Source organism: Cernens ardua (genome assembly GCF_051251085.1).
GTDB lineage: Bacteria > Pseudomonadota > Gammaproteobacteria > Pseudomonadales > Halomonadaceae > Cernens > Cernens ardua.
Genome location: NZ_JBPCZH010000001.1, coordinates 442,327 through 468,749, shown reverse-complemented (window position 1 = coordinate 468,749; position 26,423 = coordinate 442,327). Strand labels below are relative to the sequence as shown.

20 protein-coding genes are annotated in these 26,423 nt (G+C 49.0%); 14 read left to right on the top strand and 6 right to left on the bottom strand.

The features are described from left to right. Positions 1–225: 225 nt before the first annotated feature. On the bottom strand, positions 226–2,220 hold the full coding sequence (locus LMG33818_RS02060) for a transglycosylase SLT domain-containing protein (RefSeq protein WP_442321691.1): 1,995 nt from the start codon (positions 2,218–2,220) through the stop codon (positions 226–228). 688 nt (positions 2,221–2,908) lie between these two features. On the opposite strand from LMG33818_RS02060, the gene htpG reads away from it, so the two are divergent. Next, positions 2,909–4,870, top strand: coding sequence for a molecular chaperone HtpG (gene htpG / locus LMG33818_RS02055; protein ID WP_442321690.1), 1,962 nt, complete (start codon positions 2,909–2,911; stop codon positions 4,868–4,870). Between the two features lie 212 nt (positions 4,871–5,082). Here htpG and LMG33818_RS02050 read toward each other — a convergent pair whose 3' ends face one another. After that, entirely contained in the window at positions 5,083–6,534 is a 1,452-nt protein-coding gene (locus LMG33818_RS02050) for an ATP-binding protein (RefSeq protein WP_442321689.1), read from the bottom strand. 300 nt (positions 6,535–6,834) lie between these two features. Continuing rightward, positions 6,835–7,497, bottom strand: coding sequence for a response regulator (locus tag LMG33818_RS02045; protein WP_442321688.1), 663 nt, complete (start codon positions 7,495–7,497; stop codon positions 6,835–6,837). 833 nt (positions 7,498–8,330) lie between these two features. Here LMG33818_RS02045 and LMG33818_RS02040 point away from each other — a divergent pair. From LMG33818_RS02040 to LMG33818_RS02025, 4 genes are all read left to right on the top strand, one after another. Continuing rightward, on the top strand, positions 8,331–9,803 hold the full coding sequence (locus tag LMG33818_RS02040; protein WP_442321687.1) for a protein adenylyltransferase SelO: 1,473 nt from the start codon (positions 8,331–8,333) through the stop codon (positions 9,801–9,803). A 163-nt stretch (positions 9,804–9,966) separates the two neighbouring features. After that, complete coding sequence (locus tag LMG33818_RS02035) at positions 9,967–10,335, top strand: histone-like nucleoid-structuring protein, MvaT/MvaU family (RefSeq protein ID WP_442321686.1); 369 nt, start codon at positions 9,967–9,969, stop codon at positions 10,333–10,335. A 530-nt stretch (positions 10,336–10,865) separates the two neighbouring features. Further along, positions 10,866–11,921, top strand: a complete 1,056-nt coding sequence (locus LMG33818_RS02030; RefSeq protein ID WP_442321685.1) for an NAD(P)H-dependent glycerol-3-phosphate dehydrogenase — start codon at positions 10,866–10,868, stop codon at positions 11,919–11,921. Between the two features lie 94 nt (positions 11,922–12,015). Then, complete coding sequence (locus tag LMG33818_RS02025; protein WP_442321684.1) at positions 12,016–12,510, top strand: SixA phosphatase family protein; 495 nt, start codon at positions 12,016–12,018, stop codon at positions 12,508–12,510. Between the two features lie 84 nt (positions 12,511–12,594). Here LMG33818_RS02025 and LMG33818_RS02020 read toward each other — a convergent pair whose 3' ends face one another. After that, positions 12,595–13,539: an AEC family transporter gene (locus LMG33818_RS02020; protein ID WP_442321683.1), complete on the bottom strand. Its 945-nt coding sequence runs from the start codon at positions 13,537–13,539 to the stop codon at positions 12,595–12,597. A 68-nt stretch (positions 13,540–13,607) separates the two neighbouring features. Continuing rightward, complete coding sequence (locus LMG33818_RS02015; RefSeq protein WP_442321682.1) at positions 13,608–14,219, bottom strand: Smr/MutS family protein; 612 nt, start codon at positions 14,217–14,219, stop codon at positions 13,608–13,610. A gap of 637 nt (positions 14,220–14,856) precedes the next feature. On the opposite strand from LMG33818_RS02015, the gene prmB reads away from it, so the two are divergent. Together prmB and aroC are read left to right on the top strand one after the other, a co-directional pair. Next, positions 14,857–15,855 carry a 50S ribosomal protein L3 N(5)-glutamine methyltransferase gene (gene prmB, locus LMG33818_RS02010; protein ID WP_442321681.1) on the top strand — a complete coding sequence of 333 codons (999 nt, stop codon included), beginning with the start codon at positions 14,857–14,859 and terminating at the stop codon, positions 15,853–15,855. Between the two features lie 13 nt (positions 15,856–15,868). Further along, complete coding sequence (gene aroC / locus LMG33818_RS02005; RefSeq protein WP_442321680.1) at positions 15,869–16,954, top strand: chorismate synthase; 1,086 nt, start codon at positions 15,869–15,871, stop codon at positions 16,952–16,954. A 170-nt stretch (positions 16,955–17,124) separates the two neighbouring features. Here aroC and LMG33818_RS02000 read toward each other — a convergent pair whose 3' ends face one another. Next, complete coding sequence (locus LMG33818_RS02000; protein WP_442321679.1) at positions 17,125–18,030, bottom strand: LysR family transcriptional regulator; 906 nt, start codon at positions 18,028–18,030, stop codon at positions 17,125–17,127. A 414-nt stretch (positions 18,031–18,444) separates the two neighbouring features. Here LMG33818_RS02000 and leuC point away from each other — a divergent pair, with 414 nt between their 5' ends. The 7 genes from leuC to accD all read left to right on the top strand — a co-directional run bounded on the left by leuC (position 18,445) and on the right by accD (position 26,422). Further along, the gene (leuC, locus tag LMG33818_RS01995) at positions 18,445–19,896 is read left to right on the top strand and encodes a 3-isopropylmalate dehydratase large subunit (protein ID WP_442321678.1); all 1,452 of its coding nucleotides are present in this window, start codon (positions 18,445–18,447) and stop codon (positions 19,894–19,896) included. A gap of 74 nt (positions 19,897–19,970) precedes the next feature. Then, on the top strand, positions 19,971–20,615 hold the full coding sequence (leuD, locus tag LMG33818_RS01990; RefSeq protein WP_442321677.1) for a 3-isopropylmalate dehydratase small subunit: 645 nt from the start codon (positions 19,971–19,973) through the stop codon (positions 20,613–20,615). Positions 20,616–20,757: 142 nt separating this feature from the next. Beyond that, positions 20,758–21,849 carry a 3-isopropylmalate dehydrogenase gene (gene leuB, locus LMG33818_RS01985; RefSeq protein WP_442321676.1) on the top strand — a complete coding sequence of 364 codons (1,092 nt, stop codon included), beginning with the start codon at positions 20,758–20,760 and terminating at the stop codon, positions 21,847–21,849. Between the two features lie 172 nt (positions 21,850–22,021). Continuing rightward, a complete protein-coding gene (asd, locus tag LMG33818_RS01980) occupies positions 22,022–23,146 on the top strand; it encodes an aspartate-semialdehyde dehydrogenase (protein WP_442321675.1) in 1,125 nt (374 codons plus the stop codon). Between the two features lie 231 nt (positions 23,147–23,377). Next, positions 23,378–24,301 (top strand): tRNA pseudouridine(38-40) synthase TruA, encoded by a 924-nt coding sequence (gene truA, locus LMG33818_RS01975; RefSeq protein ID WP_442321674.1) that lies wholly within the window; start codon positions 23,378–23,380, stop codon positions 24,299–24,301. A 206-nt stretch (positions 24,302–24,507) separates the two neighbouring features. Beyond that, the gene (locus LMG33818_RS01970) at positions 24,508–25,209 is read left to right on the top strand and encodes a phosphoribosylanthranilate isomerase (protein WP_442321673.1); all 702 of its coding nucleotides are present in this window, start codon (positions 24,508–24,510) and stop codon (positions 25,207–25,209) included. A 223-nt stretch (positions 25,210–25,432) separates the two neighbouring features. Continuing rightward, complete coding sequence (gene accD, locus LMG33818_RS01965) at positions 25,433–26,422, top strand: acetyl-CoA carboxylase, carboxyltransferase subunit beta (protein ID WP_442321672.1); 990 nt, start codon at positions 25,433–25,435, stop codon at positions 26,420–26,422. The last annotated feature ends 1 nt before the right edge of the window (position 26,423 follow it).

Sequence of the window (26,423 nt, the reverse complement as noted above, 5' to 3'; positions counted from 1 at the left end):
ATTTCCCCGCGATTTGCATTCCAGATATTCTTGCTTACCTGTCACTCAACGCATGAGTTTCTTATGTGGCAATGAAATTGACGGGTATCATCGTTTGATAACATGCTTATGAAAAACCCCGAATCAGCCTCAGTACGAGTGCTGGTTCGGGGTTTTTTATTGCCCTGACATCGTGACACATTACATGGCGCAATGTTTCGTTCGATCATTCATGTATCTTTAATATCAATTCAGGCTGATCAGACCGGGACCATAATCTGCATTCCGCTGTTCATTCGTTAGCATATGCACACCGACACTCGTGCCCTTGGCCATACTGGCCAGAATGGTGCGATAGCTCATAACAGCTTGTACATAGGCACGAGTTTCCCTGAATGGAATGCTTTCGACAAAGAGATCAAACGGTTGATCGTTCGCCGACAACCATTGATCCACCCGGCCGGGCCCCGCATTATACGCGGCGGTAGCGGCGATAGGGTTGCCGCTATAGCGATCCAGCATTGAGCTGATATAAGCAGAGCCCAACATGATATTGGTCTCTGGATCATTCAAATCAGCAGGACCTGAATAAGGTAACCCATTGCGACGTGCGGTTAATCTGGCCGTTGCCGGCATCAGCTGCATCAATCCGCGTGCCCCTACAGGGGAATAGGCCGCTTGATTGAAGGCGCTTTCACGCCGTGCAATAGCCATCAGCAAATAGGGGTCCACCTGATTTTCACGTCCCCAGTGAATAAACTGATCCTGATAGGCAGGGGGGAATCGCCACGAGAGGGCATCCCAATCCTTCGCGGTAATGGAGGCTGTTACGGCCAATCCAAACCAGCGTTGCTGAATAGCGTAGGCGGCCATCACCGTTTTGGTGAACTTGTTGGAGTGGGCCAGTTTGTAGGTCCATTCACTGTACGCTAGCCCTGGTTCATCAATTCGGTAAAGCTCTGCCACGCGTTGAATGGCAGGGACCTGACCCATGGCACGGATACTTTCAGGTGATACCGGCTGCGTACTGTCATTCATCGCATACGGGCGGTGAATATGATCTGCCGCCGCAAAGGCATAGAAGTCCCGACCATTGGCGGCTACTTCATACGCATGCAAGGCGACACGGTTCTGCCCCAGTTGACCTGCTGCGCGAGCATACCAGTACTCCCAGCGTGGGTCTGCACGCAAATTGGCAGGCATGTTGGGAACCAAACGATAAACACCGGCCCAATCACGGCTGGCAAGGGCCGTGCGGATTCTTAATTCATACAGGGCATTGTCATTTAGTCCGGGAAGCACTCTATCTACCCAGGGCAAACTGTTACTGACCTGATTGACCATCACATTAAATGCAATGGTATGCTCAATCGCCTTCTGCTGGGTAGAGGACAACTGACCATTATTGCGGCTGGATTGCCAGGCCTGTAAAGCCGTTTGCGGATAGGCTTTAGCCAATGCTGTATAGGCCGCTACCATAAGCTTTCCGCTTGCAGAAGCATCTGGTCCGAGTCGCTGGGGGATACTGCTCACCAGAGAGGGATCGGCATAGACGCGGTCAAAAGCGGCTAATGCATCGGACCACTGCGGTTCATCCATATTACGGCGAACAAATGTCACCAGACTGGGGTTACCTGACTCCCAGGCGAGCATCAGCCGAGTCCAGTCGTTACTGGCTGTGAGGGCACCACGTGCGCGTAGCGCGTCAAAGAGGGTATCGCACTGTGATGGCTGAGAGTGCCCGACCTCCCAGAGCTTGACGCCGCCTCTGGCAGCCTCCGCCGGACGGGTGCCGAGCAAAGCGGTGTAGTAGTAGCATTGACGTACTGTGCCTTTGGGGACGCCATTACTGACCGCCAACAGGGCCGAATAGTTGCCACTTTGCCCATAGGCATTTTGTGCCTGTCCACGCATCCATTCAGAGATGGGGGAATCACTGTAGCGCCTGATAAAGGCGTTGACAGTTGCCGGGGAGGCATCAGGGAGTTCCTGACGCAATTGGTGATAGGCGAGGTATCCGAAGAGTGGATCCTGTTGGATGGGCCCCGTCTCATTGACCATATCCCAGTTTCCCTGGCGTGCATTGGCCAGCGCGGTCTGCATGGCAGCGTCATCCGGTGCTGCCTGTGCCATCGACACGGTCGAGAGGGAAAGAAAAAGGCCGGCGCCGACACTCAGACCACAACGTGCAGGCTGCGCGAGAAGTCTACGATAGAAGGAAGTACCCGTTTTCTTCAACACATCAAATCCTCTATAAAGTAGACGATAGTAACAAGGGTATAAAAGGCATTATCGAGTGTATAAAGAATGATTTATGAGTGGTCATCCGAATATGCCGTTGTCCGTGTAAGGTCGGATTCTGTCAGCACAAGATCATGTTTGAATTGTGCATGTGTGATCACAATGCTTGAGTTGTGACGAGTAGTAAAGTGCCTGATGCCAGATTTCGACGTTTTTCTACGCCCTCATGCAGCTATCCATACCTTATGGTTATAGAGTCTAGACGCTTGTAGATCGATAGCAACACACCGCTGATACAATATCCTTTTTTCTCGTCTCTCATCCCATGCAAAAAATGTTGTTCTCACTGACATAGGTTATCCATTCGTCGATTAAAAGCGCTGTTCTTTGATTCTTCTTGTTATTGCTCTCCTGAAATCAAAACTGCAGTAGGCCAAAATCGAGGTTATAAGCAAAATCAGGGTTGCTTAAAAGGTAAGGTCGCAAGTAAAGACGTGCTCGGCAGCAAAAACAGGCTTGAAAAAAGCAAGCGTGAACCACATATATATTCTCATCTGAAAATGATTTTCCAGTGTGTCCATAAAAGCTGTCTTTTTTGGTTGCACTCTCATTTATACCGTTATCCTTTGTGTAGTCAGCGCAGACAAACAGCTGCCTTGCCTACCATTTATCAGGAGAATATCTGTCCATGGCCGAAGATAATACACACGCTTCCAACACGCCTGATGCTGATACTGTAAACACTGATCAATCAGGGAGTGAGCAAAAGGAAACACTTGGCTTTAAAACCGAAGTCAAACAGCTTCTACACCTGATGATTCACTCGCTGTATTCCAACCGCGAAATATTTTTGCGTGAGCTTATCTCGAATGCAGCGGATGCGTGTGACAAATTGCGCTACAAAGCATTAAGTAACGATGCACTGTATGAAGGTGACAGTTACCTTCATGTTGATATCACGTTCGATTCCGATGCTCATACGCTCACCATCCGCGACAACGGCATTGGTATGAGCCGCGATGATGTCATCAGCAATCTGGGGACAATTGCTCGCTCTGGCACCGCTGAGTTCATCAAGCAGATGAGCGGCGAGCAGAAAAAGGATGCGGCTCTTATTGGTCAATTCGGTGTTGGCTTCTATTCTGCCTTTATTGTTGCAGATAAAGTACGCGTTCGTACCCGTTTGGCGGGTGATACGCCTGAGAGCGGCACAGAGTGGACATCCCAGGGGGAAGGCGAGTTCACCATTGAGCCCATTACGCGTGAACATCATGGGACGGAAATTCTGTTGCACTTGCGTAACGATGCCCATGAGTTTGCCAATGACTACCGTTTGCGTTCACTGGTCAGAAAATACTCTGATCACATCGATCTACCTGTTCGCATGGAAAAAGTGAACGAAGAAGAAGGTGAAGACGGTGAAAAGGTAGTGTCTACCGAGTGGGAAACTGTGAACCAGGCGCAGGCCCTTTGGACACGCCCGAAAAGTGAAATTACCGATGACGAATACAAAGAGTTCTATAAGCATTTGACTGGTGATTACTCTGATCCGTTAGCCTGGAGCCATAACAAGGTAGAAGGCAAGCTTGAGTATACCAGTCTCCTTTATGTGCCTTCTCAGGCTCCCTTTGATCTCTATCAGCGTGAAGGTGTCAGAGGTCTGAAATTGTATGTACAACGCGTTTTCATCATGGATGATGCGGAACAGTTCCTGCCGTTGTACTTGCGTTTCATTAAAGGTGTTATCGACACCCGTGACTTGTCATTGAACGTTTCACGTGAACTTCTTCAGAAAGATCCTCAGGTTGAAAAACTTAAAGGCGCACTCACAAAACGTGTGCTGGATATGCTGAGCAAGCTGACGAAAGATTCCGAAAAATACCAAACGTTCTGGAATCAATTCGGTTCTGTCCTCAAGGAGGGGCCGGCAGAAGATTATAGTCATCGTGAAAAAATCGCTGGGTTGCTGCGGTTTGCTTCGACTCACACGGATTCGTCTGTTCAGGATGTTTCCTTGAGTGACTATGTTGAACGCATGAAGGAAGGGCAGCAAAAAATCTATTATTTGCTGGCTGAAAGCTACAATGCTGCACGGCATAGTCCTCACCTTGAGATTTTCCGCAAGAAAGGGATTGAAGTACTGTTGTTGACCGATCGTGTTGATGAGTGGTTAATGTCTCATTTGACCGAGTTCGACGGTAAGTCGTTGGTCGATGTTGCCAAAGGCAACCTGGATTTGGGCGGTGTGGAAGACGAAGCCGAAAAACAGGCTCAGGAAGAGAGCGCCAAGGCGAAGGAAGCGTTGGTCGAACGACTCAAAAATGACCTTGGTGAGCGTGTGTCTGAAGTGCGCGTTACTCATCGTCTGACGGATTCGCCTGCATGTGTAGTGTTGGACGAAAATGACATGGGTGCCCAAATGCGCAAGCTGATGGAAGCAGCAGGGCAGCCCGTGCCTGAGTCCAAGCCAATTCTGGAGATCAATCCGGAACACCCGCTGGTGAATCGTCTTGATGGCTTGAAAGGTGAAGGATTTGATGATTTGGCTAATGTCATCCTTGACCAGGCCATTATTGCTGAAGGAGGGCAACTGGATGATCCTGCCGCCTACGTAAAACGGTTGAATACGTTGCTCGTCCACCAGGAGTGATGACTGCCACCGCATGCAATTGCTGGCCTCTACATTAACGCTTTACGCGTTGAAGGGGCCAGCGACCGATTGTGCTGTATCTCCTGTCACGAATTGCAGGCTGGAAACGGTCATTCAACGTAAGTGTCAAGGGGTGTTTTTTAATACAGGCACCCCATGTTTGGGCTCAAGCCTATAATCCCCTGAGGACGTTGCATTGCCTCGGGGGATTTTTATTGGGCTGTATTATTCCATACGACTTTGGCTTTCAAACCACCTGTGGAAATATTGATCAGGCTCAGTGTTGCTTTCTGGCTTTTCAGGAGGCCACTCACAATAGATAGCCCCAAACCACTACCGCTTGCCATATCCGGATTACTGCCGCGACGAAAACGGTCAGTAACATGGTCAATCAGCTCGGGAGCAATACCTGGCCCATCATCAATGACACTAACGCTGGGGTCTCCATTGGGTTCTTCCGCCAAATGTATTTCGACTGTGCCGCCTTCGGGGGTATAACGCAACGCATTATCCAGCAAATTCCTTAGCAGGATACCTGTTTCCGTAGCGTTGGCCCTGATGGTGACTTGCCGAAGTCCAGTGATGCTTAATTGCTGGTCGCGTTTTTCTGCAATGGGAAGCATTTCGCCTGCAAGCTGTGCGGCGATCGGATAGAGGTCGATCAACGATTTTTCAGTGGGCGTATGACGGTCCACATGAGCAAGGGTAAGTAGCTGATCTATGACACGTTGAAGTCTCTCGATACCCAAGCGGATTTTTTCCAGCGATAGCGCGGCCTTTTCGGGTGGCGCGTGGCGGATATTGTCAAGGTGGATTTTGAGTGCGGCAAGGGGAGTACGCAGCTCATGTGCAGCGTCTGCGGTAAATCGACGTTCCTGTTCGATGGCTTTGTTGAGACGTTCCATAAAGTCATTGAGCGATGTCTTCAGTCCATCCAGTTCGATGGGCACTTCTTTTTTGACAGGAGAAAGATCCTGTTCATCTCTTCGTTTTAGTTGTTTCGACAGCATGTTGATAGGACGAATGGCACGATGAATGACGTTATAGATCAAGAGAGCGGCCAAAACGACACTGAGGGCATCCGCTGTCCATTCTGCCAATACCATGCGGCTTGAGAGCTGTACAAGGACATCTCGTCTAAGGCCTATCATGATCCAGTTATGACTGTCGCTATCAAAACGGCAATAAACGCGCCATGTGACACCGTGATAATTTTCCCACCAGAAACCCGCGTGTCCCGGAAAAGAGATAGGTTTTACTCGTTCTCTCAACCACGTATGGCTGACAATGCGAGGCTGTCCTTGTTCGGACCAGATTGCGATGGCAAACGCTGATTTGGTGTTGTCATTTGAAGGAAAAGGGCTCACCGGCTTTTTCCGCAATACCTCAGTTTCAGGCCCATCAATGATAGGGTGATTGATACGATAGAAATGCGTCTCCATCGTTTGCAAGCTGAGCTGTTCGGCAATATTTTTCAACTGATCATCAGTGGTGGTATTACTAATGATACCGGAGACAACCCCGCTCACCGTTGCCAGCTGAGTATCATAGACAGCGCGCATCTCTCCACGAAATAGAACATAGGAAGCCGCCACGGAAGCCACACTACTCGCCACAAGAATCAGCAGAATTGCCTGAGTCAAATAGCCATGAATAGAGGGCATGGGGTTTTTTGAAAAGGAGCGTAGTTTCACTTTCAAGAGATTCTACCGCGTGAATTGAGCCAAATATGCATTATTAAAGTTTTGCCATTCCAGACGCTAATAACGAATATGACTGTTTTGTAATGGATTTGCTTCAGTGAGCATTTTCTTTTGGAAAACAACAGGCTAAAGGCCATGTCCGTATGGATGTTGGTGACCCGTGCCGAGAGCATGGAAATAGGGGCTCGGCAATAAAAGCCATGGGCCTTGCTGTGCCCATGGCTTTGTTCCGTGCTTGCATGCAGTCTGAATACGCCTGGATTATTCGATTTCTTCAACCATCCGGTAACCAATGCCACGCAAGGTCACGATCAGTTTTGGTGACAGTTTTTTACGCAAATGGTGAATATGCACTTCGAGCGCATTCGATTCGACTTCATCATCACAGCCGTACAACAATTGTTCGAGATGTGGACGCGTCAGCACTTCACCCGGGTGATTGGCCAGTTCCAGTAGAAGCGCGAACTCACGGCGTCCCAGTTTGATGATGTCATCATGCCAGCGAACTTCACGGCGGTTTTCATCAATGATGAGATTGCCCACAGTGATCAACTGGGCTACGCGGCCCGTTGAACGGCGAATGACCATGCGTAACCGTGCCAGCAATTCATCCAGCTCAAATGGCTTGAGGATATAATCGTCAGCGCCTGCATCCAGTCCTGACACACGATCATCCACGGCATCTCGAGCGGTAAGAATAACAACAGGTAGATTATCGGACTGGCGTAATTCTTCCAGCACATCCATGCCATCAATGCCGGGAAGGCTTAAATCAAGCAGGACCGCAGAAAATTCTTCAGTCTTGAGGGCGTCCAGCGCTTCTTCACCACTTTTTACCCAATTTACCTCGTATCCATCATGGGTCAGTGCCGTTTCTACGCCATCACCCAGCAAAGGATCATCTTCTACCAGCAATATCCTCATACGTACCCCAAGTCTTTACAGTTCTAATGTTTAATATGTGCGTTGACTGGTGCGCCTTTCGTCAGGCACTTGCAGTTTATCAGTCAGTGTTGGGCACACTTAAAGTGCCATTGGTTTTCAATGTTTTTTACGGGCGTTAGAGATAACGAATGATGTACATGTATATGGACACACATTGTTTTTCATTTCACCGGTTTCTTCCATGTAACATCGATATTGTGTTGGGCTTTAACAGTCATGGTGTATAAAATAATGCCTGTTTCACACATTTATCGCCATAACAATGCCTGTCGTCTCATGATCAGCACGGCTTCTTATCAGGATCATTTGCATTATAGCGCCAACCTGACCGTTACATGAAGACACCTGTAAGCGTAGTCAGTTCGGTATTATATGGCGATTTTTTATTTCCATCGATTCTCTTTTAAAGGGGCTTCTCAAAGCCTCACTTCATTCACTTAAGCAGTGCGCTAGCGTTGGATATTCACTTAAAAACCGCTAACTTATACCCAAGGGCGAAAAATGCAGCATTTGAATGCACTGTGTTAGTCAAGAGAAGAAGTGATCAACCGCTCATCAAATACCTGGTGTCATGTGCGTATGCCACTTCGGTATAGGAATAATTCCGGAAATATAATTACACTTTAATGATGAATATGTGAACGATTATCTATTTTGTCAGTCTGATCAGGACAGATAACGTTCGATAAAGCTGGATTTCAATTTGCTCTTTAATTCCTGGTGATGTTGGGTGACGCTTTTTAATGACGGATTATTCACGGCTTGTTTTTTCACAACCGAACAGTAGACGGGTCTTATCGAACGATGATGCATTGAATCGTTTTGATAACAGGTACGTATCCTTTCCGCCTTCCTTTTATAGCAGGCAATTACCCGCCCCCCGTCATGGCACACGTTTGATTGATATCAGTGAGCAATGCTGTGAGTTGCTTGAAATTACACCTTCATCGACCATAAAAGCATCATTGGAGTCATTGCTTGCAGGGCGGCATATGTTCCCCGGCATGCAGCCATTGGCACAGAAATATACGGGCCACCAGTTTGGCTATTACAATCCCGATTTGGGCGACGGTCGTGGGCTTCTTCTGGGAGAGTGGCGGACGGCATCCGGGCAGCATTTCGATTGGCATTTAAAAGGGGCGGGTAGAACACCTTATTCTCGTCAGGGCGACGGAAATGCCGTACTTCGTTCTACAGTACGTGAGTATCTGGTGAGCGAAGCCATGGCTGCATTGAATATTCCGACTAGCCGTGCTTTGGCGATGGCCGTTCATGATGAAAGAGTCAGGCGTGAAGAGTGGGAGCCTGCGGCCAGCATGATCCGAGTAGCGCCGAGCCACATTCGATTCGGGCACTTTGAGTGGCTGGCACATCAGGGGGAATGGCATTCACTGAGGCTACTGGCAGATTTTACATGCCGACACTTCTTTCCTGAGTGCGCGGAAAAGGTGAGCCCAACCCTGGCCATGTTTGGTGAGATTGCCAAAGCAACGGCAGACATGATTGCAGCGTGGCAGGCAATGGGATTCGTTCATGGCGTAATGAATACGGATAATATGTCTATATTAGGGATTACCTTTGATTATGGACCCTATGCTTTTCAGGAAAAATTTCACCCCGATTTCAATCCCAATCATAGCGATACACATAACCGTTACGGATTTTCCCAACAACCTTCCATAGGTATGTGGAATTTGGGATGCCTTGCTTCTGCGTGTATCCCTCTTGTCAGTGAGGAATTGGGGGATGAGGGTACCGCGCGGGATGCCTTGAGCCATCAGCTTGACAAGTATGGGGAGCGGCTGAATCAGTCTTACGGTGAACGTATGCGCGCTCGCCTGGGGTTGGTAACTGAGCATGAGGATGATCCCCGCTTGGTTGGTGACTTTTTATCACTCCTCATGCGTGAAGGACACGATTATCACCGTGCATTCCGAGTCTTGTCATCGTGGGATGATACTGGCCCAGACCCTGTCATATTCGAAGAACTGGGGCATTCAGCGGTACTTGATCAGTGGCTGATGCGCTATCGTGAGCGTTTGTTGCTTGAACCTCGTTCTCACATTGAGCGTAAATTTCATATGGAGCGTGTGAACCCCCTCTATATTTTACGGACTCATTTGTTACAGGAAGCGATCACATTATTGCAGGAGAATAATGATGATTCTGTTTTCAAATGTTTAAAATCATTAATCAGTGACCCGTTCACGCCTCAACCCAATGCTGAATATTATGAAAGACCCTCTGAAGTATCAGGGTTTATTTGTCTCTCATGTTCTTCTTGATAGCTATATCAAGTGATATCATTCAAAAATGTGGCTTGATGAAAAAATTAACGTTTTTTTGTCGTCAATGACGATATTAACTATAGCGTAGCGTCTATATTCTATATAGAATGTACTTAAGCAGTGAATAACCTGCACTCTTCTGTTCGATGGATTTTTTATTATGGCAAAGATAACCGAATATTATGCTTTGAAGCAGGAATTGGAAAATATCCAAAATCAATTGGCCAAGATGGCAAATGATGAGCGCTTCAAGCAGGAAATTGAATTCAAGGAAAAACTTGAAAAGCTGATCAATTCATACGGTAAATCCAATAAGGAAGTGATTGAACTTCTGGATCCGAAATCAGCTGCTGCTCCTGTTACGACTTCAGCAAATTCAGGTCGTAAAAAGCGCGCTCTGAAGGTATATGTTAACCCTCACACCAATGAAACTATTGAGACTCGTGGTGGTAATCATAAGCAGTTGAAAGAGTGGAAGGCCGAATATGGCAACGATACTGTAGAAGGGTGGCTTCAGTCATCCGAATAAGGCATAACAGATGGGATTTTTTATTTTCCTCATCTGATATTAAAAAGGGGCTTCGGCCCCTTTTTAATATTCTGGGTTTTTCATGGCATCTGTCAGAAAATTCGTATTGTCAGACTATGGATAGACAATTTTGATATCGTTTTCAGTGGTCATTTCGTGAAAAATTAATGCTTTTTCATGTCTAAAGAGATGAATTTGATATATAAGACAATCAATACCATGGTGTTGCATCTGTTTTCATACTGATGTCGTTAACTTTAATATGTTTTATGGTTTTCATATTGCCCGTTATTTTAGATAGCTATATTTAATGTAATATTTGATACTTATTGATTGGGTAGATGTTGTCAATTTTTTTTGAATATTGAGTCATAAATAGTTTCATTCCCTCCTCATATTTATTGCCTTTCCTTAATAATACTGTCTACGTGTTAATTTAATAATGCTTTTCGAAGATGGGCGCGGAGATTAAAATAGTGCCGAATAGCCCTTCCTATGAAGGACATAGCTTCTAGAAGTGAGAGTTGATAATGGACGTAAGTCTGCCACGCGTGGCTGTAATGGGGGGAGGCAGTTTTGGTACTGCCCTGGCGAGCATAGCCGCATCAGGAGGAGCCTCGGTCAGGCAATGGATGAGAGATCCAGCGCTTGTCGAGAGCATTAATACGCGCCACCGCAATTCTGTATACCTGCCTGATTATCCTATCAGTGAAGCGGTGGTGGCTTCCACGGATATGGCTTGGGTCCTTGATTCGGCGACTCTGGTACTTGTTGCCATACCCTCCAAGGCATTTCGTGGCGTCGTCAAGGCATTTGCTCCCTACATTAAAGAGACCACTATTGTCGTGAGTACGACAAAAGGCATAGAGGCCGAACATTTCACACTAATGAGTGAGATTTTGGCTGAAGAGACGGTCAGCCAGCATATTGGTGCACTATCGGGGCCGAACCTGGCGGCCGAAGTGGCACAGTATCAGTTGACCGGTACCGTTATTGCCAGTGACGATGAATATACCCGTACTCTGGTTCAGCGGACGCTAACCTGTGATTATTTTCGTGTATATGCCAGTAATGATCGTTATGGGGTTGAGCTCGCCGGATCTTTGAAAAATATTTATGCCATTGCTTCGGGTATCGCACATGCCAAGGGGATGGGAGAGAACACGCAGAGTATGCTGATCACGCGTGCCCTGGCTGAAATGAGTCGTTTCGCGGTCAGTTTGGGTGCTAACCCGATGACATTTCTGGGCTTGGCCGGTGTCGGAGATCTTATCGTGACGTGCTCCTCATCGCTCTCCCGAAATTATCGCGTAGGTGTAGCATTGGGGAATGGCTTGACACTCAATGAGGCCGTTTCATCGCTGGGGCAAGTCGCGGAAGGGGTCAATACATTGAGACTGATTCACCAACGTGCGGAGCAGGACGGAATCGATATGCCTTTGGCATCCGGGCTATATCGTATTGTTTTCGACAATGCACCCGTGAGTGAGCTTACCGATGCTTTCCTTAAAAGCAATCATGCCAGCGACGTCGAATTTACATTGCCCGAAGCCGATATTATGGAATCTCACGAACGTTTTCGGTGATGGCGCTCTTTTTCACTGATCGTGGCATTTAAGATGCCTTCCTTCTGAATATCACCTATCGTGATTATTCGTCTGAACGCCCGGGAAATAATTCATGCAGCTTTGTATTATGCGCCATGGTGATGCCATGGCAGGCACTCCGGATAGCCAACGAGGGCTCAGTGAACTCGGTACGCGTGAGTGTCGTTTGGCGGGTGGTCAGGTGCTTCAATGGCTTAATGGTCATTATTACTCTGAACCGCGGACACCTATCGTCATCTATTCCAGTCCTTATCGGCGTGCACAGCAAAGTGCCGGCCTCTTGAGCGATGTACTGGAGCAGTCAGGATGGGTCATAGAGCATCGAACATGTGCCGAGTGTGCGCCGGATGCCAATCCAAATCTTCTGGTTGAGCAATGGTGTGGGGAAGAGTGGCAAGGTTTGCGCATACTGGTGAGTCACATGCCTCTAGTCAGTAACATCTGTGCGCTTTGGGTGGAGGGGAATACCCGCTCGGCAACAGCCATGCAAACCAGTGAATGGAAGTTGTTGGAAGCTGATGTATGGGCGTCCGGTTGCGCAATGGTGCTTCACCATTACTATGGCTAGCTCGTTGACGTTCAGCATCGATTTATTTCTACAACCAAACAGATGATGGAACGTTTTAGTGGGCAGTGAAGCCCCTTGAGTTTCCTAAAACGAAGAGTACTGGATCAGGCAAAGTCCGATACTTACCGTAACCATCGCTATTAGTGTTGAAAGGGCAATAATGCCAGCCGTCAATTCCCTGTTGGCTCCCATCGCTACGGCCATGACAAATGCCGAAGTAGCGGTGGGACTGGCAAAATAGATAAACAGCGTGCCCAATTCAGCCCCTCTATAGCCCACAAGCAATGCGGTCAAGGTCAACAGGATGGGCAACAAAAGTGTTTTAAGTGCAACGGCTTCAAAGAGCGAGCGACTTGTCTCTTTTAATCCCTTGAAAGAGAGCGCACCCCCAATGCACAGGAGTGCCAGAGGAAGTGTGAGGGAAGCAAGATCATGGCCCGTACGTGCCAGCCATTCAGGCATCGGAATGTGAAGGGTTCGCCAAATTACAGCGGCAATCACACTCAGGATCAGCGGATTCTTCACGATACCGGTCAGAATTTTCAGCACATTAATTCCCTGACCATTTTGTTGATATACAGCAAGCACGATAACCGACAATATGTTGTAGACGGGAATGAGCACGGCGACTAACAAGGCTGCGAGGCTAACCCCTGTTGCACCATACATTCCACTGGAGAAGGCGATCCCGAGTATGGAGCCATTGCCGCGAAAGGCCCCTTGAACGAAGGCGCCACGATCCTGAATGGGAATTCTGAATCGGGCCCACATCCAACTGAAAAGGAAGGATGCTACTGTAGCCACCGCAAAAAAAATCAGTAGTCGTGGATTCAGGTGCGCAACGCTGGCATTCAATACTGCAAAGAAAATCAGGGTGGGCATCGAGGCCCGGAAAACCAGAGTTGTTCCCCTTTGAATGAAGTCATCATTGATCCATTGTTTGTGCTTCAACAAGGCACCCAGAAGGATCAGGGCACAGATGGGTATAGTGACATTCAACGCCTGAGCGAGGCTGGCAAAAAGGTTCATGAAGGTCTCGTGATCAGCGGGAGCGAGTCGTTATAATACCCATTAATCTTGAAGTTTGTCTTAAGTTTTCATTCGCCACGATAGCGCTTCATGAGCACATATACTGCACCTGTTCCACCATCTTCCGGGGTGGCTGATGAAAAGGCGATCACCGTCGGCCATTCTCTCAACCAGGCATTCACGTGACTTTTGATAACGGGAAAACCGGAAGCCATGGACCACGCCTTTCCGTGAACAATCAGGACACACCGCCAGTGCTGGCTTTCCGCATCCCTCAGGAAACTTTCTACCTGCACTCGTGCTTCTTCTACGGTATACCCATGAAGATCCAACCCTTCCTGCCATTCGATCTCGCCACGTTTCAAGCGCGCGATCAAACGTTGATCTATATCATTCAACGCAAACAGAAGCGATTGAGAAGGGCTCACCGGTTCGACACGTCCATCGCTGGTGCGAGATTTTCCCTGAAGAGATTGTATTGGTGTGGCAGCTGCCTTTCGCCGGGTTTCCAAAACCTCTTTATGAAAGCGAGCCTGCCTGGTTGAGCGAACATTGGCGAGGTTCTTGTGTCTGGGCTTGAGATGCTGTACCCCCTGCATATCCAGCAAGTCCTGAAAAGCGTCATCACCCTTACCGGGCGCTTCCTGCTCATCTGGTGGGCGAGTACGGTTGTCAGCCATTCTGAATCCTGTTGCTATACGTCCAACCTGAAGAAGGCATCAAGCTTTGTAATGAACGTCAAGAGGTAAAGAGTTTGCGTTTCAGCCCACTGTAATGAACGGCTGATTAATACGACGGAGAATTTCAATCAAATTTAAGTATGAATGCATATACTAGCAGCGGATGATGAAGTGTAATAGGAGCAGATAGTACTGGAAGAGCAGATAGTACTGGAAGAGCAGATAGTACTGGAAGAGCAGATAGTACTGGAAGAGCAGATAGTACTGGAAGAGCAAATAGTACTGGAAGAGCAAATAGTACTGGAAGAGCAAATAGTACTGGAAAAGCAAATCATCACGGTGTAATGAGGCTTACCGTGAAAATTGGATTTTCCCTGAAAGAGTGTATTTCTTGCCTGAAAGAGGGTCTTTCTTGTAAAGAAGAGAGTCAGATTAATGAATTGATCATCGATGAGCGGGGGTAATCCACCCTAATGTCACTCGTTTGTTTGGGGGTGTTTGTCAGTTGCAAGCCTGAAAAGGCTGGACGCCCATGTCTATCCCATGCACACTCTCGTTTTAAACGCTTGTGCTGCTGATACCGACTGTAGTTTGCTCGCTACAAGTATTGATACATTCATGTAAAGAATCGTATAACATGACTAAAGATGCTCCTGTTGCTCCTCTTCCGCCATTAGATCCTCTCGCTATCGATGCCTTGACGCTTAATGAGACCTTGCTAACGATACGCGACTGGCTGCGTTTTTGTGCGTCCTGTTTCGAGTATGGTAACCGCGGTGAAGCAATCTACCTTGGACATGGAACGATTAGTGCATGGGATGAAAGCGTTGCCCTTGTTCTGGGGGCCTTGCATTTGCCCCCGGACAGCGGTGCCGAAGTACTGGATGCCAGGCTGCTGCCTGACGAGCGTGAGCAGATTTACACCCTGATCAAGCGTCGTGTACACGAGCGCATTCCGCTACCTTATCTGTTGGGTGAAGCCTATTTCGCCGGGCATCTCTTCAAGGTTGATTCGCGGGTATTGATTCCGCGTTCTCCCATCGGTGAATTGATTAGCGACGGCTTTGCAGCATGGTTTCCCGAGCGTGACCCGGCTAATCTATTGGATTTATGCACGGGGTCTGGTTGTATTGGTATTGCTTCAGCATTGGCCTTGCCGACTACAGAAGTCACACTGGCCGACATCAGTCAGGATGCGTTGGCGGTTGCTGAGGAAAATATTCGCCGTTTCGATCTTGGAAGTCGTGTACACACTGTGCGGGGGGATATGTTTGAGGCCCTTCCCGGGATCTCCGATGGCTTCGCCGGTTATGACCTTATTGTATGTAACCCTCCCTATGTGGATACACGTGACATTGCCAATATGCCGGAAGAGTTCCGCCATGAACCTGAGCTGGCTTTGGCCTCGGGTGCCGATGGTCTGGACTTTACTCGTAAGTTATTGAATGAAGCCGCTGACTATCTTGCACCGGATGGTATACTGATTGTAGAAGTTGGAAATTCCGAGCGTCAGCTGTGTGAGGCATATCCAGAATTGCCTTTCGTATGGCTTGAGTTCGAACAGGGTGGTCACGGTGTTTTTGCGCTGACGCGGGAAGATTTACTGATGGCGTCATCTGGCACCTCTTATTCGTAGCAGGAAATAGATCATGTCTGGCAATACCTTCGGTAAGCTGTTTACCGTAACAACAGCAGGAGAGAGCCATGGTGCAGGCCTTGTCGCCATTGTCGATGGTTGCCCTCCTGGCCTTGATATAAGTGAAAGCGATCTGCAGGTTGATCTCGATCGCCGCCGCCCCGGTAGCTCGAAGTTTACAACGCAACGCCGTGAAGGTGACCAGGTGCGCATCCTTTCCGGAGTGTTTGAAGGTAAGACGACAGGGACGCCCATTGCGCTGCTGATTGAAAATACTGATCAGCGCTCCAGGGATTACTCGGCTATCAAGGATCTGTTTCGTCCTGCGCATGCGGATTACACCTATCATCACAAGTATGGCTTCCGCGATTATCGTGGTGGTGGGCGCTCCAGCGCGCGCGAGACCGCAATGCGTGTGGCTGCGGGAGCCATCGCTAAAAAACTGTTGGCCGCGAAGGGCATTCAGGTGCGTGGTTTCCTGAGTCAGGTCGGTAATATCAAGCTGCCTTTTGTGAGCTGGAATGGTGTGAATGATAATCCCTTCTTCTGTGCTGATCCGGATAAAATACCTGAGCTTGAATCATTCATGGATCAGTTGCGCCGTGACCAGGACTCTATTGGTGCCGAAGTAACAGTCGTGGCTGACGGCGTACCCCCGGGCTGGGGCGAACCTGTTTTTGATCGCCTGGATGCTGATTTGGCACACGCTTTGATGGGTATCAATGCGGTGAAAGGTGTTGAGTTTGGTGCTGGCTTTGACGCTGTTACCCAGCGCGGTAGTGAACATCGTGATGAGTTACTGCCGGAAGGTTTTGCCTCCAATAATGCGGGAGGGGTGTTGGGCGGAATATCCAGTGGGCAAACCATCGTTGCACGCATGGCAATGAAACCGACATCCTCTATTACTATTCCCGGGCGTACCATTGATGTGGCAGGTAATCCGACAGAAATGGTGACCAAAGGTCGTCATGATCCCTGTGTGGGTATTCGTGCTACGCCGATTGCTGAAGCCATGATGGCATTGACACTGGTGGATCATTGGATGAGACATCGTGCGCAAAACGCCGATGTGCATGTGGCTACGCCTGTGTTGAGGTAGCTCTTGGCTTAGGCATGTATTGATTTCACTAAAGTACTAGTGGGTGAGGATTTGACCATGAGAGGCAGCCCTTGCCCATAAGTAGCCGTGGTGATTGTTTTACGGGAGAGATAGAGATATCAACACCAATTAAGCTGCCTGATCGCTATACGGCCTCTTCTGTCTCTTCTTTACATTGCATTATTTAACGCTTTACTTCCGTTTGCTGCATGCACTTCATCCAACAATTCCTTCATGCGAAGGGTAGCATTGGACAGCGTTCTTCCCGTATGAAAAAGATAGCCTAAAGGGCGCTCCGGTACAGGGCTGTCTATAGGCAACAAATGAACAGAATCGTCCACTACCGTATCAGGCAATAAACTCCATCCCAGCCCGATACTGGTTAGCATTTTGAGTGTTTCAAGATAATTGGTCGACATTGCAATGCGAGGGACCAATCCCTGTTCGGAAAAATGGCGCGCGACAATACCTCGGGTAAAGGTATGCGGGTCCGGTAGGACGGCTTCGTATTCAGACAGCGTTTCCAGTGAGACATGAGGTATAAAGGCTAATGGGTGGTCGTTTCCGCAGATATAACGAAGATGATCAATCCAGACCGTCTGAACATGAAGTTGATGGAAAAACTGCGGCGAGAGGGTGACGACTGCCATTTCGATATCGCCTTCAATAACGCCCTGATAGGCTTGCTCCGAATCCAGAAAGGTAAGGTCGATCTGTACCTGTGGATGCTGAGTAGCAAATCTTTTCAACACGGGGGGGAGTCGATGAAGACCTACATGGTGACTGGTTGCCAGCCGCAATGTACCGGTTAGATCTGTGGCTGACTCGGATAGCGCATGTCGGGTATCCTCCACCATTGCAATAATCTGCCGTGCTCGTGGTAATAATCGCCGGCCACTTTCTGTCAGGCGTGCGCGCCGATTGATACGATCGAACAAGCGCTGCTCCAACCGTTCTTCAAGCGCGGCAATACGTTTGCTGACCGCCGGTTGGGTCAAGTACAAACGTTCAGCGGCGCGTGAGAATGAGCCATTATCGGCTACTGCAATGAACGCCCTGAGCTCTTGCGTATCCATTCTGTCCTCCCATTCAGCAGTCTGTTCTGCTATGCCGTGTTCGCGCAGCCTCGTATCCTGATTACGTTATCCGCATGTTACTTCTGACCGAATCATTGTTTCCCACAGATATCGACAATTAGTCATTGATAATACTGACTTTCCAGTATTTGAGCATATGGTAGTTAAAAAGCATAACCAATAGGAATGGTTTGTATGAAAAAGATGAATTGTATTTATTAAAATCCGGGTAGTAAGATAGCTGTATATGCTTTTATTTGACGTTTGCTGGGTATTTAATTGCTTTATTTGAGAAAAAATTTGATTTAATATTTCATTTTTGTGTAGAAATAAGGCGTTTAGTTTTTATGGTCTGTTCTGGTGGCCTGGATTTATCCAGCAGGACTTAAAGCAAACCCATCCGAGGAGTAGAAAATGGCGGGGCAAACACTTTATGACAAGTTGTGGCAGTCGCATTTGGTAAGCGCGCGAGACGATGGTACCTCGCTGCTTTACATCGACCGTCATTTGTTGCACGAGGTGACTTCTGCCCAACCATTCGAGGGTCTGCGTCTGGCGCATCGGAAGCCCTGGCGTGTCAATACCAATCTGGCAACCGTGGATCACAATGTACCAACGACCTCTTCGGAACGTCGCGCAGGTGCATCGGGTATTGCTGATGATGTCTCTCGTATTCAGGTCACTACATTGGATGAAAATTGTGATGATTTCGGTATTACATTATTTTCCATGAACGATGACCGACAGGGGATCGTACATGTAGTAGGGCCCGAGCAGGGGGCAACTCTTCCCGGTATGACGATTGTGTGTGGTGATTCTCATACATCCACACATGGTGCTTTTGCAGCGTTGGCCCATGGTATCGGTACGTCTGAAGTTGAACATGTGCTCGCGACGCAATGTCTGTTGCAGCGCAAGATGAAAAACATGCAGGTACGTGTCGAAGGGACGCTGGGGCGAGGGGTCACGGCGAAGGATATTGCACTGGCGATGATCGGTGAAATTGGCACGGCTGCTGGTACTGGATATGCCATCGAGTACGCCGGTTCTACTATCGAAGGGTTGTCCATGGAAGGGCGCATGACCCTGTGCAATATGGCTATAGAAGCGGGCGCCCGTGTCGGTTTGGTTGCAGTGGATCAAACTACCATCGATTATATTCGGCATCGTCCGTATGCGCCTGCTGATGATCAGTGGGAAGCCGCGCAAGCTTATTGGCGCACACTGGTATCTGATGATGATGCAAAATTTGATCGTGTCGTTACTATTGATGCGTCGACTATCGTGCCACAGGTGACGTGGGGAACCAGTCCGGAAATGGTCGCACCCGTAACGGGACACGTACCTGCACCGGCAAGCTTTGAGGATGCTTCCAAACAGCAGAGTGCTGAACGGGCACTTGAATATATGGGCTTGCAGCCTGATCAGCCGATGGAAGAGATCATGCTGGATCGTGTTTTTATTGGCTCTTGCACCAATTCGCGCATTGAAGATTTACGGGAAGCTGCTGAAGTGGTGAAGGGGCGGCATGTAGCCTCCACACTTCGTCAGGCAATGGTCGTTCCCGGTTCCGGTTTGGTTAAAAAACAGGCTGAAAAAGAAGGGTTGGACAAGATTTTCAAAGCGGCAGGTTTTGAGTGGCGTGAACCGGGCTGTTCAATGTGTTTGGCGATGAATGCGGATCGTTTGGAGCAGGGGGAACGTTGTGCCTCTACCTCCAACCGCAATTTTGAAGGGCGTCAGGGATATGGTGGACGCACGCATCTGGTGAGCCCTGCCATGGCAGCCGCTGCAGCGATTGCAGGGCACTTCACTGATGTTCGTCAGCATGATTATTATGCACAACCGCAGATGATCAGTGCCTGAATAGAACACAATCGTATTGTTTTAGCCCCGTTGCTTTTGCCCCCTATTCCCCGGCGCGTAGACAAGGAGTGACCATGCAGCCGTTTCAGCATCAGTCCGGTATCGTCATGCCATTGGATCGTTCCAATGTCGATACAGACATGATTATCCCAAAACAGTTTTTAAAATCCATCAAACGCACGGGGTTCGGCCCTTATCTGTTTGATGAATTACGTTATCTGGATCAGGGGTATGTGGGTAAGGATTGCAGCCAGCGTCCGCTAAATCCTGATTTCGTGCTTAATCAGCCTCGTTATCAAGGGGCATCTATATTGCTGACACGGCAGAACTTTGGATGCGGCAGTTCGCGCGAGCATGCGCCGTGGGCATTGGAGAACTTTGGTTTCCGTGTGCTGATTGCGCCCAGTTTCGCTGATATCTTCTTTAATAATGCCTTCAAGAATGGCTTGCTCTTGATCACGTTGGATGAAGAAACCGTGGACCAACTGTTTTCGGAAGTGGAACGTCAGGAAGGCTATCGTCTGGGCGTGGATCTCGAGCGTCAGGAAATTACGACGCCTTCTGGTCGGACAATCCGTTTTGAGGTTGATCCTTTTCGTAAGCACTGTTTGTTGGAAGGTCTGGATGACATTGCGATTACGCTGGAGCAGGCGGATACCATTCGTCAATTCGAAACCACGCATAAAGAGAAACAGCCCTGGCTCTTTAATCAAGTGTGAAATACCGGCTCATCCAGAAGATTCTTTTGAATTTAGCATGTTCAAGCGCACTGAAAGCCATTTTTTGCGTCCTTTTAAATACACTTGAGCATGCCTATTTTACTTTAATTTACTGATATAAATTGATAAGTGGTTATCGCTCATGAGTGACAAGATCCTGGTATTACCCGGGGATGGCATCGGCCCCGAGATTACTGCCGAAGCTGTAAAAGTGCTGGAAGCCTGCCGTCAACAAGGTCTGAATGTTGAGCTTGAGTTCGGCAAGGTAGGCGGTGATGCCATTGATGCCGAAGGTCATCCCTTGCCAGAGGCCACTCTAAATGCGGCTCGTGAGGCGAAGGCTATCCTGTTGGGAGCAGTCGGGGGGCCAAAATGGGACTCGCTGGAAGATATCTCCCTTCGTCCTGAAAAGGGCCTGTTGGGTATTCGCAAGGCGCTCAATCTCTTTGGTAACTTACGCCCGGCATTGTTATATCCTCAGCTGGCCTCTGCTTCTACCCTTAAACCGGAAGTGGTTTCCGGTTTGGATATCCTGATTGTTCGAGAGTTAACCGGCGGTATCTATTTTGGTCAGCCCCGCGGGTTTGGCGAAAAAGAGGACGGTACCCGGTATGGCTATAACACCTATATTTACGACGAAACCGAAGTGCGTCGTATTGCCCATGTTGCTTTTCAGATGGCACGTAAACGTCAGGGGCGCTTATGCTCTGTCGATAAAGCCAATGTTCTGGAAGCCACTATGTTGTGGCGTGAAATTGTCAAGGATGTGTCATCCGAATATCCGGATGTCGAGCTGACCCACATGTATGTCGATAATGCAGCCATGCAGCTGATTCGTGCACCTCGTCAGTTTGATGTGATTGTCACTGGGAACATGTTCGGCGACATTCTGTCGGATGCTGCCTCCATGCTGACAGGGTCAATTGGCATGTTACCCTCGGCTTCACTTAATGATATTGGTCAGGGCATGTACGAGCCTATCCACGGCAGTGCACCGGATATTGCAGGTAAAGGATTGGCCAATCCATTGGCGACGATTCTTTCAGTACCCATGATGCTGCGTTACTCCTTTAATCAACCTGAACTGGCGCAGCGGGTTGAAGATGCGGTCGGCAAGGTACTGGATGAGGGATGGCGCACCGCGGATATAGCAGGCCCTGATGTTACGCCGATTTCGACCAGTGAAATGGGCGATGCCGTGGTTGAGGCTTTCAACACATTAGGCGCTGAATAAATCAGACGTTGAATAAATTAATAGCATGATACTGTTCAGGTCGTCGATATGACTTTTATGGTTGAGGCTGCGAGGCTTTCAACGAATGTAGAGGTATTAAGCGTCGTCTGGGCTTGCCCACTGAGGCTTCAAGGGTCCAAGTGTCTGCTCCTGATTAAGTGATGAGTTAACTATGTTAAAAGTCGGCTTTGTGGGTTGGCGCGGTATGGTGGGGTCTGTACTGCTGCAACGCATGCTTGAAGAAAACGATTTCCAGTCTATCGACCCTGTCTTTTTTACAACCTCTCAGAAGGGGGGGAAGCCACCAGCCGTGGGTGTGAATGCGCCTGCATTACAGGATGCCTATGATCTGGATGTGCTCCGGGAAATGGATGTCATCGTAACCTGTCAGGGGGGTGACTATACCAAGGCCGTTTATGAGGATTTGAGAAAAACGGGATATCAGGGTTACTGGATTGATGCCGCCAGCACCTTGCGCATGGCCGAGGATGCCCTGATTGTTCTGGACCCTGTGAATCGCAAATTGATTGATCAAGGGTTGAACGACGGGGTAAAAACGTTTGTTGGGGGCAATTGTACTGTCAGCCTTGCGCTCATGGGATTGGGGGGGCTGTTTGAAGCAGGCGAAGTCGAGTGGGTGAGTTCCATGACCTATCAGGCCGCCTCTGGTGCTGGCGCAAAAAACATGCGTGAGTTATTGCTTCAGATGAAAACCCTGGGAAATTCAGCCGGTGCTCTTTTGGATGATCCTGCCAGCAATATCCTGGATATTGATCGTCAGGTGACTGCGACACAGCGCAGTTCATCCTTTCCGACGGATAATTTCGGTGCGCCGCTAGCCGGATCTCTTCTTCCATGGATTGATGCTCAACTTGAGAATGGTCAGAGCAAGGAAGAGTGGAAAGGCGGGGCGGAAACCAATCGCATTCTGGGATATGCGCCTAATACCATTCCTGTTGATGGTTTGTGCGTGCGTGTAGGTTCCTTGCGCTGCCATGCACAGGCATTTACGCTCAAGTTGAAGCATGATCTTCCCATGACTGAGATTGAATCCCTGATTGGTCACTACAATGAGTGGGTAGACGTGGTTCCCAATGAGAAAGAGGCGTCCCTTGACCGGCTGACGCCCACTGCGGTCGCAGGTACGTTGACTGTACCGGTAGGGCGATTGCGTAAAATGAGCATGGGAGGAGAATATCTCAGCGCATTTTCTGTCGGCGACCAGCTGTTATGGGGGGCGGCCGAGCCGTTACGGCGAATGCTCAGCATTCTACAGGAACCTGCTATCTCAGCGTGAGGCCGAGATCCGATTGAACCTGATGCTGGCCTGCGCGATAATAGTGCGATCAAGAAGGGGCGAAGCCTGTATTCGCCCTTTTTTAGTGTCAGGTAAGTGTTGATGTTATTCGATGTCGTGACCCACCATCTTCGGTCTTATGGATCATTTCCTGCCAATACTGAAATTCGGCAGATATCCGATGCATACATGATCCCTGATATGAATGTCCCGTTTGAGCACTGAACCCCCATGTCCCTGTTTCCCTATTTTGATGAGCGTGCTCCGCTGAAAGGGCGGATTGCTCTTGGCATCGAGTATGATGGTAGCGCCTATTGTGGGTGGCAGCGCCTGCGTCATGCCCCTTCCGTACAGGAGTCGCTCGAAACGGCCTTGGGCAAGATAGCACGTGCCCCTGTTGAGCTTGTAGCCAGTGGTCGTACAGATAGCGGTGTCCATGCCAGTAGGCAGGTGGCCCATTTTGATACATCCGCGCAGCGTACACAGAAAGCCTGGGTGATGGGGGTAAACTCCAAATTGCCGCGGGATATCCGTGTGCATTGGGCTGTTTCTGTGCCTGATCACTTCCATGCACGGGCAAGCGCCATTGCGCGCCGTTATCGTTACGTGATTTACAATGGTGCGTTACCGCCGGCATTGGCTCATCAGCAGGTAGCATGGCATCGTGCTCCTCTGGATGAAGCACGTATGCATCGTGCTGCTCAAGTGCTGGTGGGTGAGCATGATTTTTCTGCGTTTCGGGCAGCCAAATGTCAATCCAGCACCCCATGGCGGCATCTTCATTTTATTGAAGTGAAGCGCTATGGAGGGTTGGTTGTTATCGATGTACAGGCCAATGCTTTCCTGTATCACATGATTCGTAACATTGCCGGTACACTGATGGCTATCGGAGATGGTCGATATCCCGAGGAGTGGTGCGAGGCTTTGCTACAGGGTAAGGCAAGGGAAGAGGCTGGCGTCACAGCACCGGCACATGGCCTTCATTTTGTTGATTCCCGATATGCGCAACAGGAAACCTTGCCCGCTACGCCTTTGGGACCTTTGCCGCTTGCCTTTTTAGGCGAGTGGAGCGGAGAGCGTGAAGTGCCTATCGGTGAGTATCTTCGTAGAAGACGAAAAGCATTCGAGTTGCAATTCAGTGATCCACACCTCTAATCCGGCTGTTGACGCGATTGAATACATCAAAGCTCTACGGATAAATATCAGGCGTGTCTGGCTTTAGTAGAGTTTAAATTCAAGGCTTAATATGGCTGTTTATACATGGGCAAGTAGCATATGTCCTCTATTACCATGTAAAATATAGACTCTTGTTTTTGTACTGTAAGTTTCATCGCCTGGGTATCGTTCGTTATTTGTTTGCCATGAAATCACCTTTTCTGAATAGGGTCAGTGAGCCTGATGCCAACGTGCATGCTCGGACACACATCAAGTTCTGTGGCATGTCTCGTGAACAGGATATTGAGGCTGCTGTTAATGCGGGGGCAGATGCTCTGGGCTTTGTGCTATGGAGTAATAGTAAACGTGCCATTACGCTTGCGCAGCTAAGTGCCTTATCGAAACGGGTGCCTGAGACGGTGTCCCGAGTGGGGCTTTTCGTCAACCCGACTGCCCGTGAAGTGGCTGATGCTGCTCCCTATCTTGACCTGGTACAATTTCATGGCGATGAGTCTCCCGAGTTTTGCAATACCTGTCCGATTCCATGGATCAAAGCATTACGTATGCACCCCGATCTTGTCGTGGAAAAAGAGGTGGCGCGTTATACACAGGCGAGTGGTATTTTGCTGGATGCCTACCATCCCGAAATGCCGGGTGGGACAGGCCAGCGGTTTGATTGGGCTCGTGTGCCGCAACAGCTTGCTTTACCGATTATTCTGGCAGGTGGGTTGAGTGCGGATAATGTCGCTAAGGCCATCACCCTCACGGCTCCCTATGCTGTTGATGTCTCTGGAGGAGTCGAGAGCGAACCCGGCAAAAAAAGCAGCGCAAAAATGAATGAATTTGCCCTGGCTGTTAAAGAGGCTGATGCCAAGCGAGGCATGGAGACAAAAAAGGCCACTACATAGTAGGGTCGATACAAAATAGTAGGGTCGGTACAAAGTAGGGTCAGTACAAGGATAGGATTAGTAGAAAGATAGGTGGTCGTCAGGACTACCACTTTAGTGTCTGACCCAGTTACACTATGCGCATGCACTTACATCTGTATTGAAAAACATGTAGGCTGCGCTTCATTTCATGTGCTTCGTTGATATACGAAGCCTACACCGTTTTCAAGGATATCCACAGTTCATGAGCTGGCTGGACAGAATAGTACCTACCATCGGTCGTACACGACGCGATGATCGCCGTCAGAGCATCCCTGATGGCCTTTGGATCAAGTGCCCGAAGTGTGAGGCTGTACTCTACAAGCCTGATCTTGAGAGTCACGACAACGTTTGCCCTAAATGCGGTCACCATATGCGAATGGGCGCGCGTGCCCGCCTTGAATGGTTCCTCGATGAGGACGGGCGCGAGGAGTTGCAGGCTGATCTGATGCCTGTTGATCGCCTTAAATTCAAGGACTCCAAGCGTTACAAGGATCGCCTTTCTGCGGCTCAGAAGAGCACGGGTGAAAATGACGCGCTTATCTCCATGCGCGGACGCCTTAATGGGCTGGATATTGTTGCCGTTGCCTTTGAGTTCAATTTCATTGGCGGTTCCATGGGGAGTGTGGTTGGCGAGAAATTTGCTCATGCAGCCGAGGTAGCACTTGAAAATCGTATTCCTCTGGTGTGCTTCTCTGCCAGTGGTGGTGCCCGTATGCAGGAAGCCCTGTTCTCCCTGATGCAGATGGCCAAGACTTCTGCCGCATTGGAAAGGCTCAAGCTTGCGGGTGTTCCCTACGTCTCTGTACTGACTGATCCTGTGTTTGGTGGTGTATCGGCTTCACTGGCCATGTTGGGCGACATTAACGTAGCTGAGCCCAATGCCCTGATCGGGTTTGCTGGCCCTCGTGTTATCGAGCAGACTGTGCGAGAAAAACTCCCGGAGGGTTTCCAGCGTAGTGAATACCTGCTTGAGCACGGCACGATCGACATGATCATTAAACGTGGCGAGATGAAAGGCACTCTGGATCGTATTTTGCGCAAGATGACGCATCAGCCATCTGTCGAGCCCGCCGATACTGACAGTGAATGGTCTGGCGAAGTGCTATTGGAGGAGGTGTCTCCCAGTGATACGGACATCGCCCAGTCGAATACGCCTTCTACAAACAGTACTCATACCCAAGGTGGGGAATAAT

What these genes read in the sequence shown, in the direction of transcription:
- htpG (WP_442321690.1), top strand. Translation starts at nt 2,909, where the DNA reads ATGGCCGAAGATAATACACACGCTTCCAACACGCCTGATGCTGATACT.
- LMG33818_RS02050 (WP_442321689.1), bottom strand. Translation starts at nt 6,534, where the DNA reads ATGCCCTCTATTCATGGCTATTTGACTCAGGCAATTCTGCTGATTCTT.
- LMG33818_RS02045 (WP_442321688.1), bottom strand. Translation starts at nt 7,497, where the DNA reads ATGAGGATATTGCTGGTAGAAGATGATCCTTTGCTGGGTGATGGCGTA.
- LMG33818_RS02035 (WP_442321686.1), top strand. Translation starts at nt 9,967, where the DNA reads ATGGCAAAGATAACCGAATATTATGCTTTGAAGCAGGAATTGGAAAAT.
- LMG33818_RS02030 (WP_442321685.1), top strand. Translation starts at nt 10,866, where the DNA reads ATGGACGTAAGTCTGCCACGCGTGGCTGTAATGGGGGGAGGCAGTTTT.
- LMG33818_RS02025 (WP_442321684.1), top strand. Translation starts at nt 12,016, where the DNA reads ATGCAGCTTTGTATTATGCGCCATGGTGATGCCATGGCAGGCACTCCG.
- LMG33818_RS02020 (WP_442321683.1), bottom strand. Translation starts at nt 13,539, where the DNA reads ATGAACCTTTTTGCCAGCCTCGCTCAGGCGTTGAATGTCACTATACCC.
- LMG33818_RS02015 (WP_442321682.1), bottom strand. Translation starts at nt 14,219, where the DNA reads ATGGCTGACAACCGTACTCGCCCACCAGATGAGCAGGAAGCGCCCGGT.
- prmB (WP_442321681.1), top strand. Translation starts at nt 14,857, where the DNA reads ATGACTAAAGATGCTCCTGTTGCTCCTCTTCCGCCATTAGATCCTCTC.
- aroC (WP_442321680.1), top strand. Translation starts at nt 15,869, where the DNA reads ATGTCTGGCAATACCTTCGGTAAGCTGTTTACCGTAACAACAGCAGGA.
- LMG33818_RS02000 (WP_442321679.1), bottom strand. Translation starts at nt 18,030, where the DNA reads ATGGATACGCAAGAGCTCAGGGCGTTCATTGCAGTAGCCGATAATGGC.
- leuC (WP_442321678.1), top strand. Translation starts at nt 18,445, where the DNA reads ATGGCGGGGCAAACACTTTATGACAAGTTGTGGCAGTCGCATTTGGTA.
- leuD (WP_442321677.1), top strand. Translation starts at nt 19,971, where the DNA reads ATGCAGCCGTTTCAGCATCAGTCCGGTATCGTCATGCCATTGGATCGT.
- leuB (WP_442321676.1), top strand. Translation starts at nt 20,758, where the DNA reads ATGAGTGACAAGATCCTGGTATTACCCGGGGATGGCATCGGCCCCGAG.
- asd (WP_442321675.1), top strand. Translation starts at nt 22,022, where the DNA reads ATGTTAAAAGTCGGCTTTGTGGGTTGGCGCGGTATGGTGGGGTCTGTA.
- truA (WP_442321674.1), top strand. Translation starts at nt 23,378, where the DNA reads ATGTCCCTGTTTCCCTATTTTGATGAGCGTGCTCCGCTGAAAGGGCGG.
- LMG33818_RS01970 (WP_442321673.1), top strand. Translation starts at nt 24,508, where the DNA reads ATGAAATCACCTTTTCTGAATAGGGTCAGTGAGCCTGATGCCAACGTG.
- accD (WP_442321672.1), top strand. Translation starts at nt 25,433, where the DNA reads ATGAGCTGGCTGGACAGAATAGTACCTACCATCGGTCGTACACGACGC.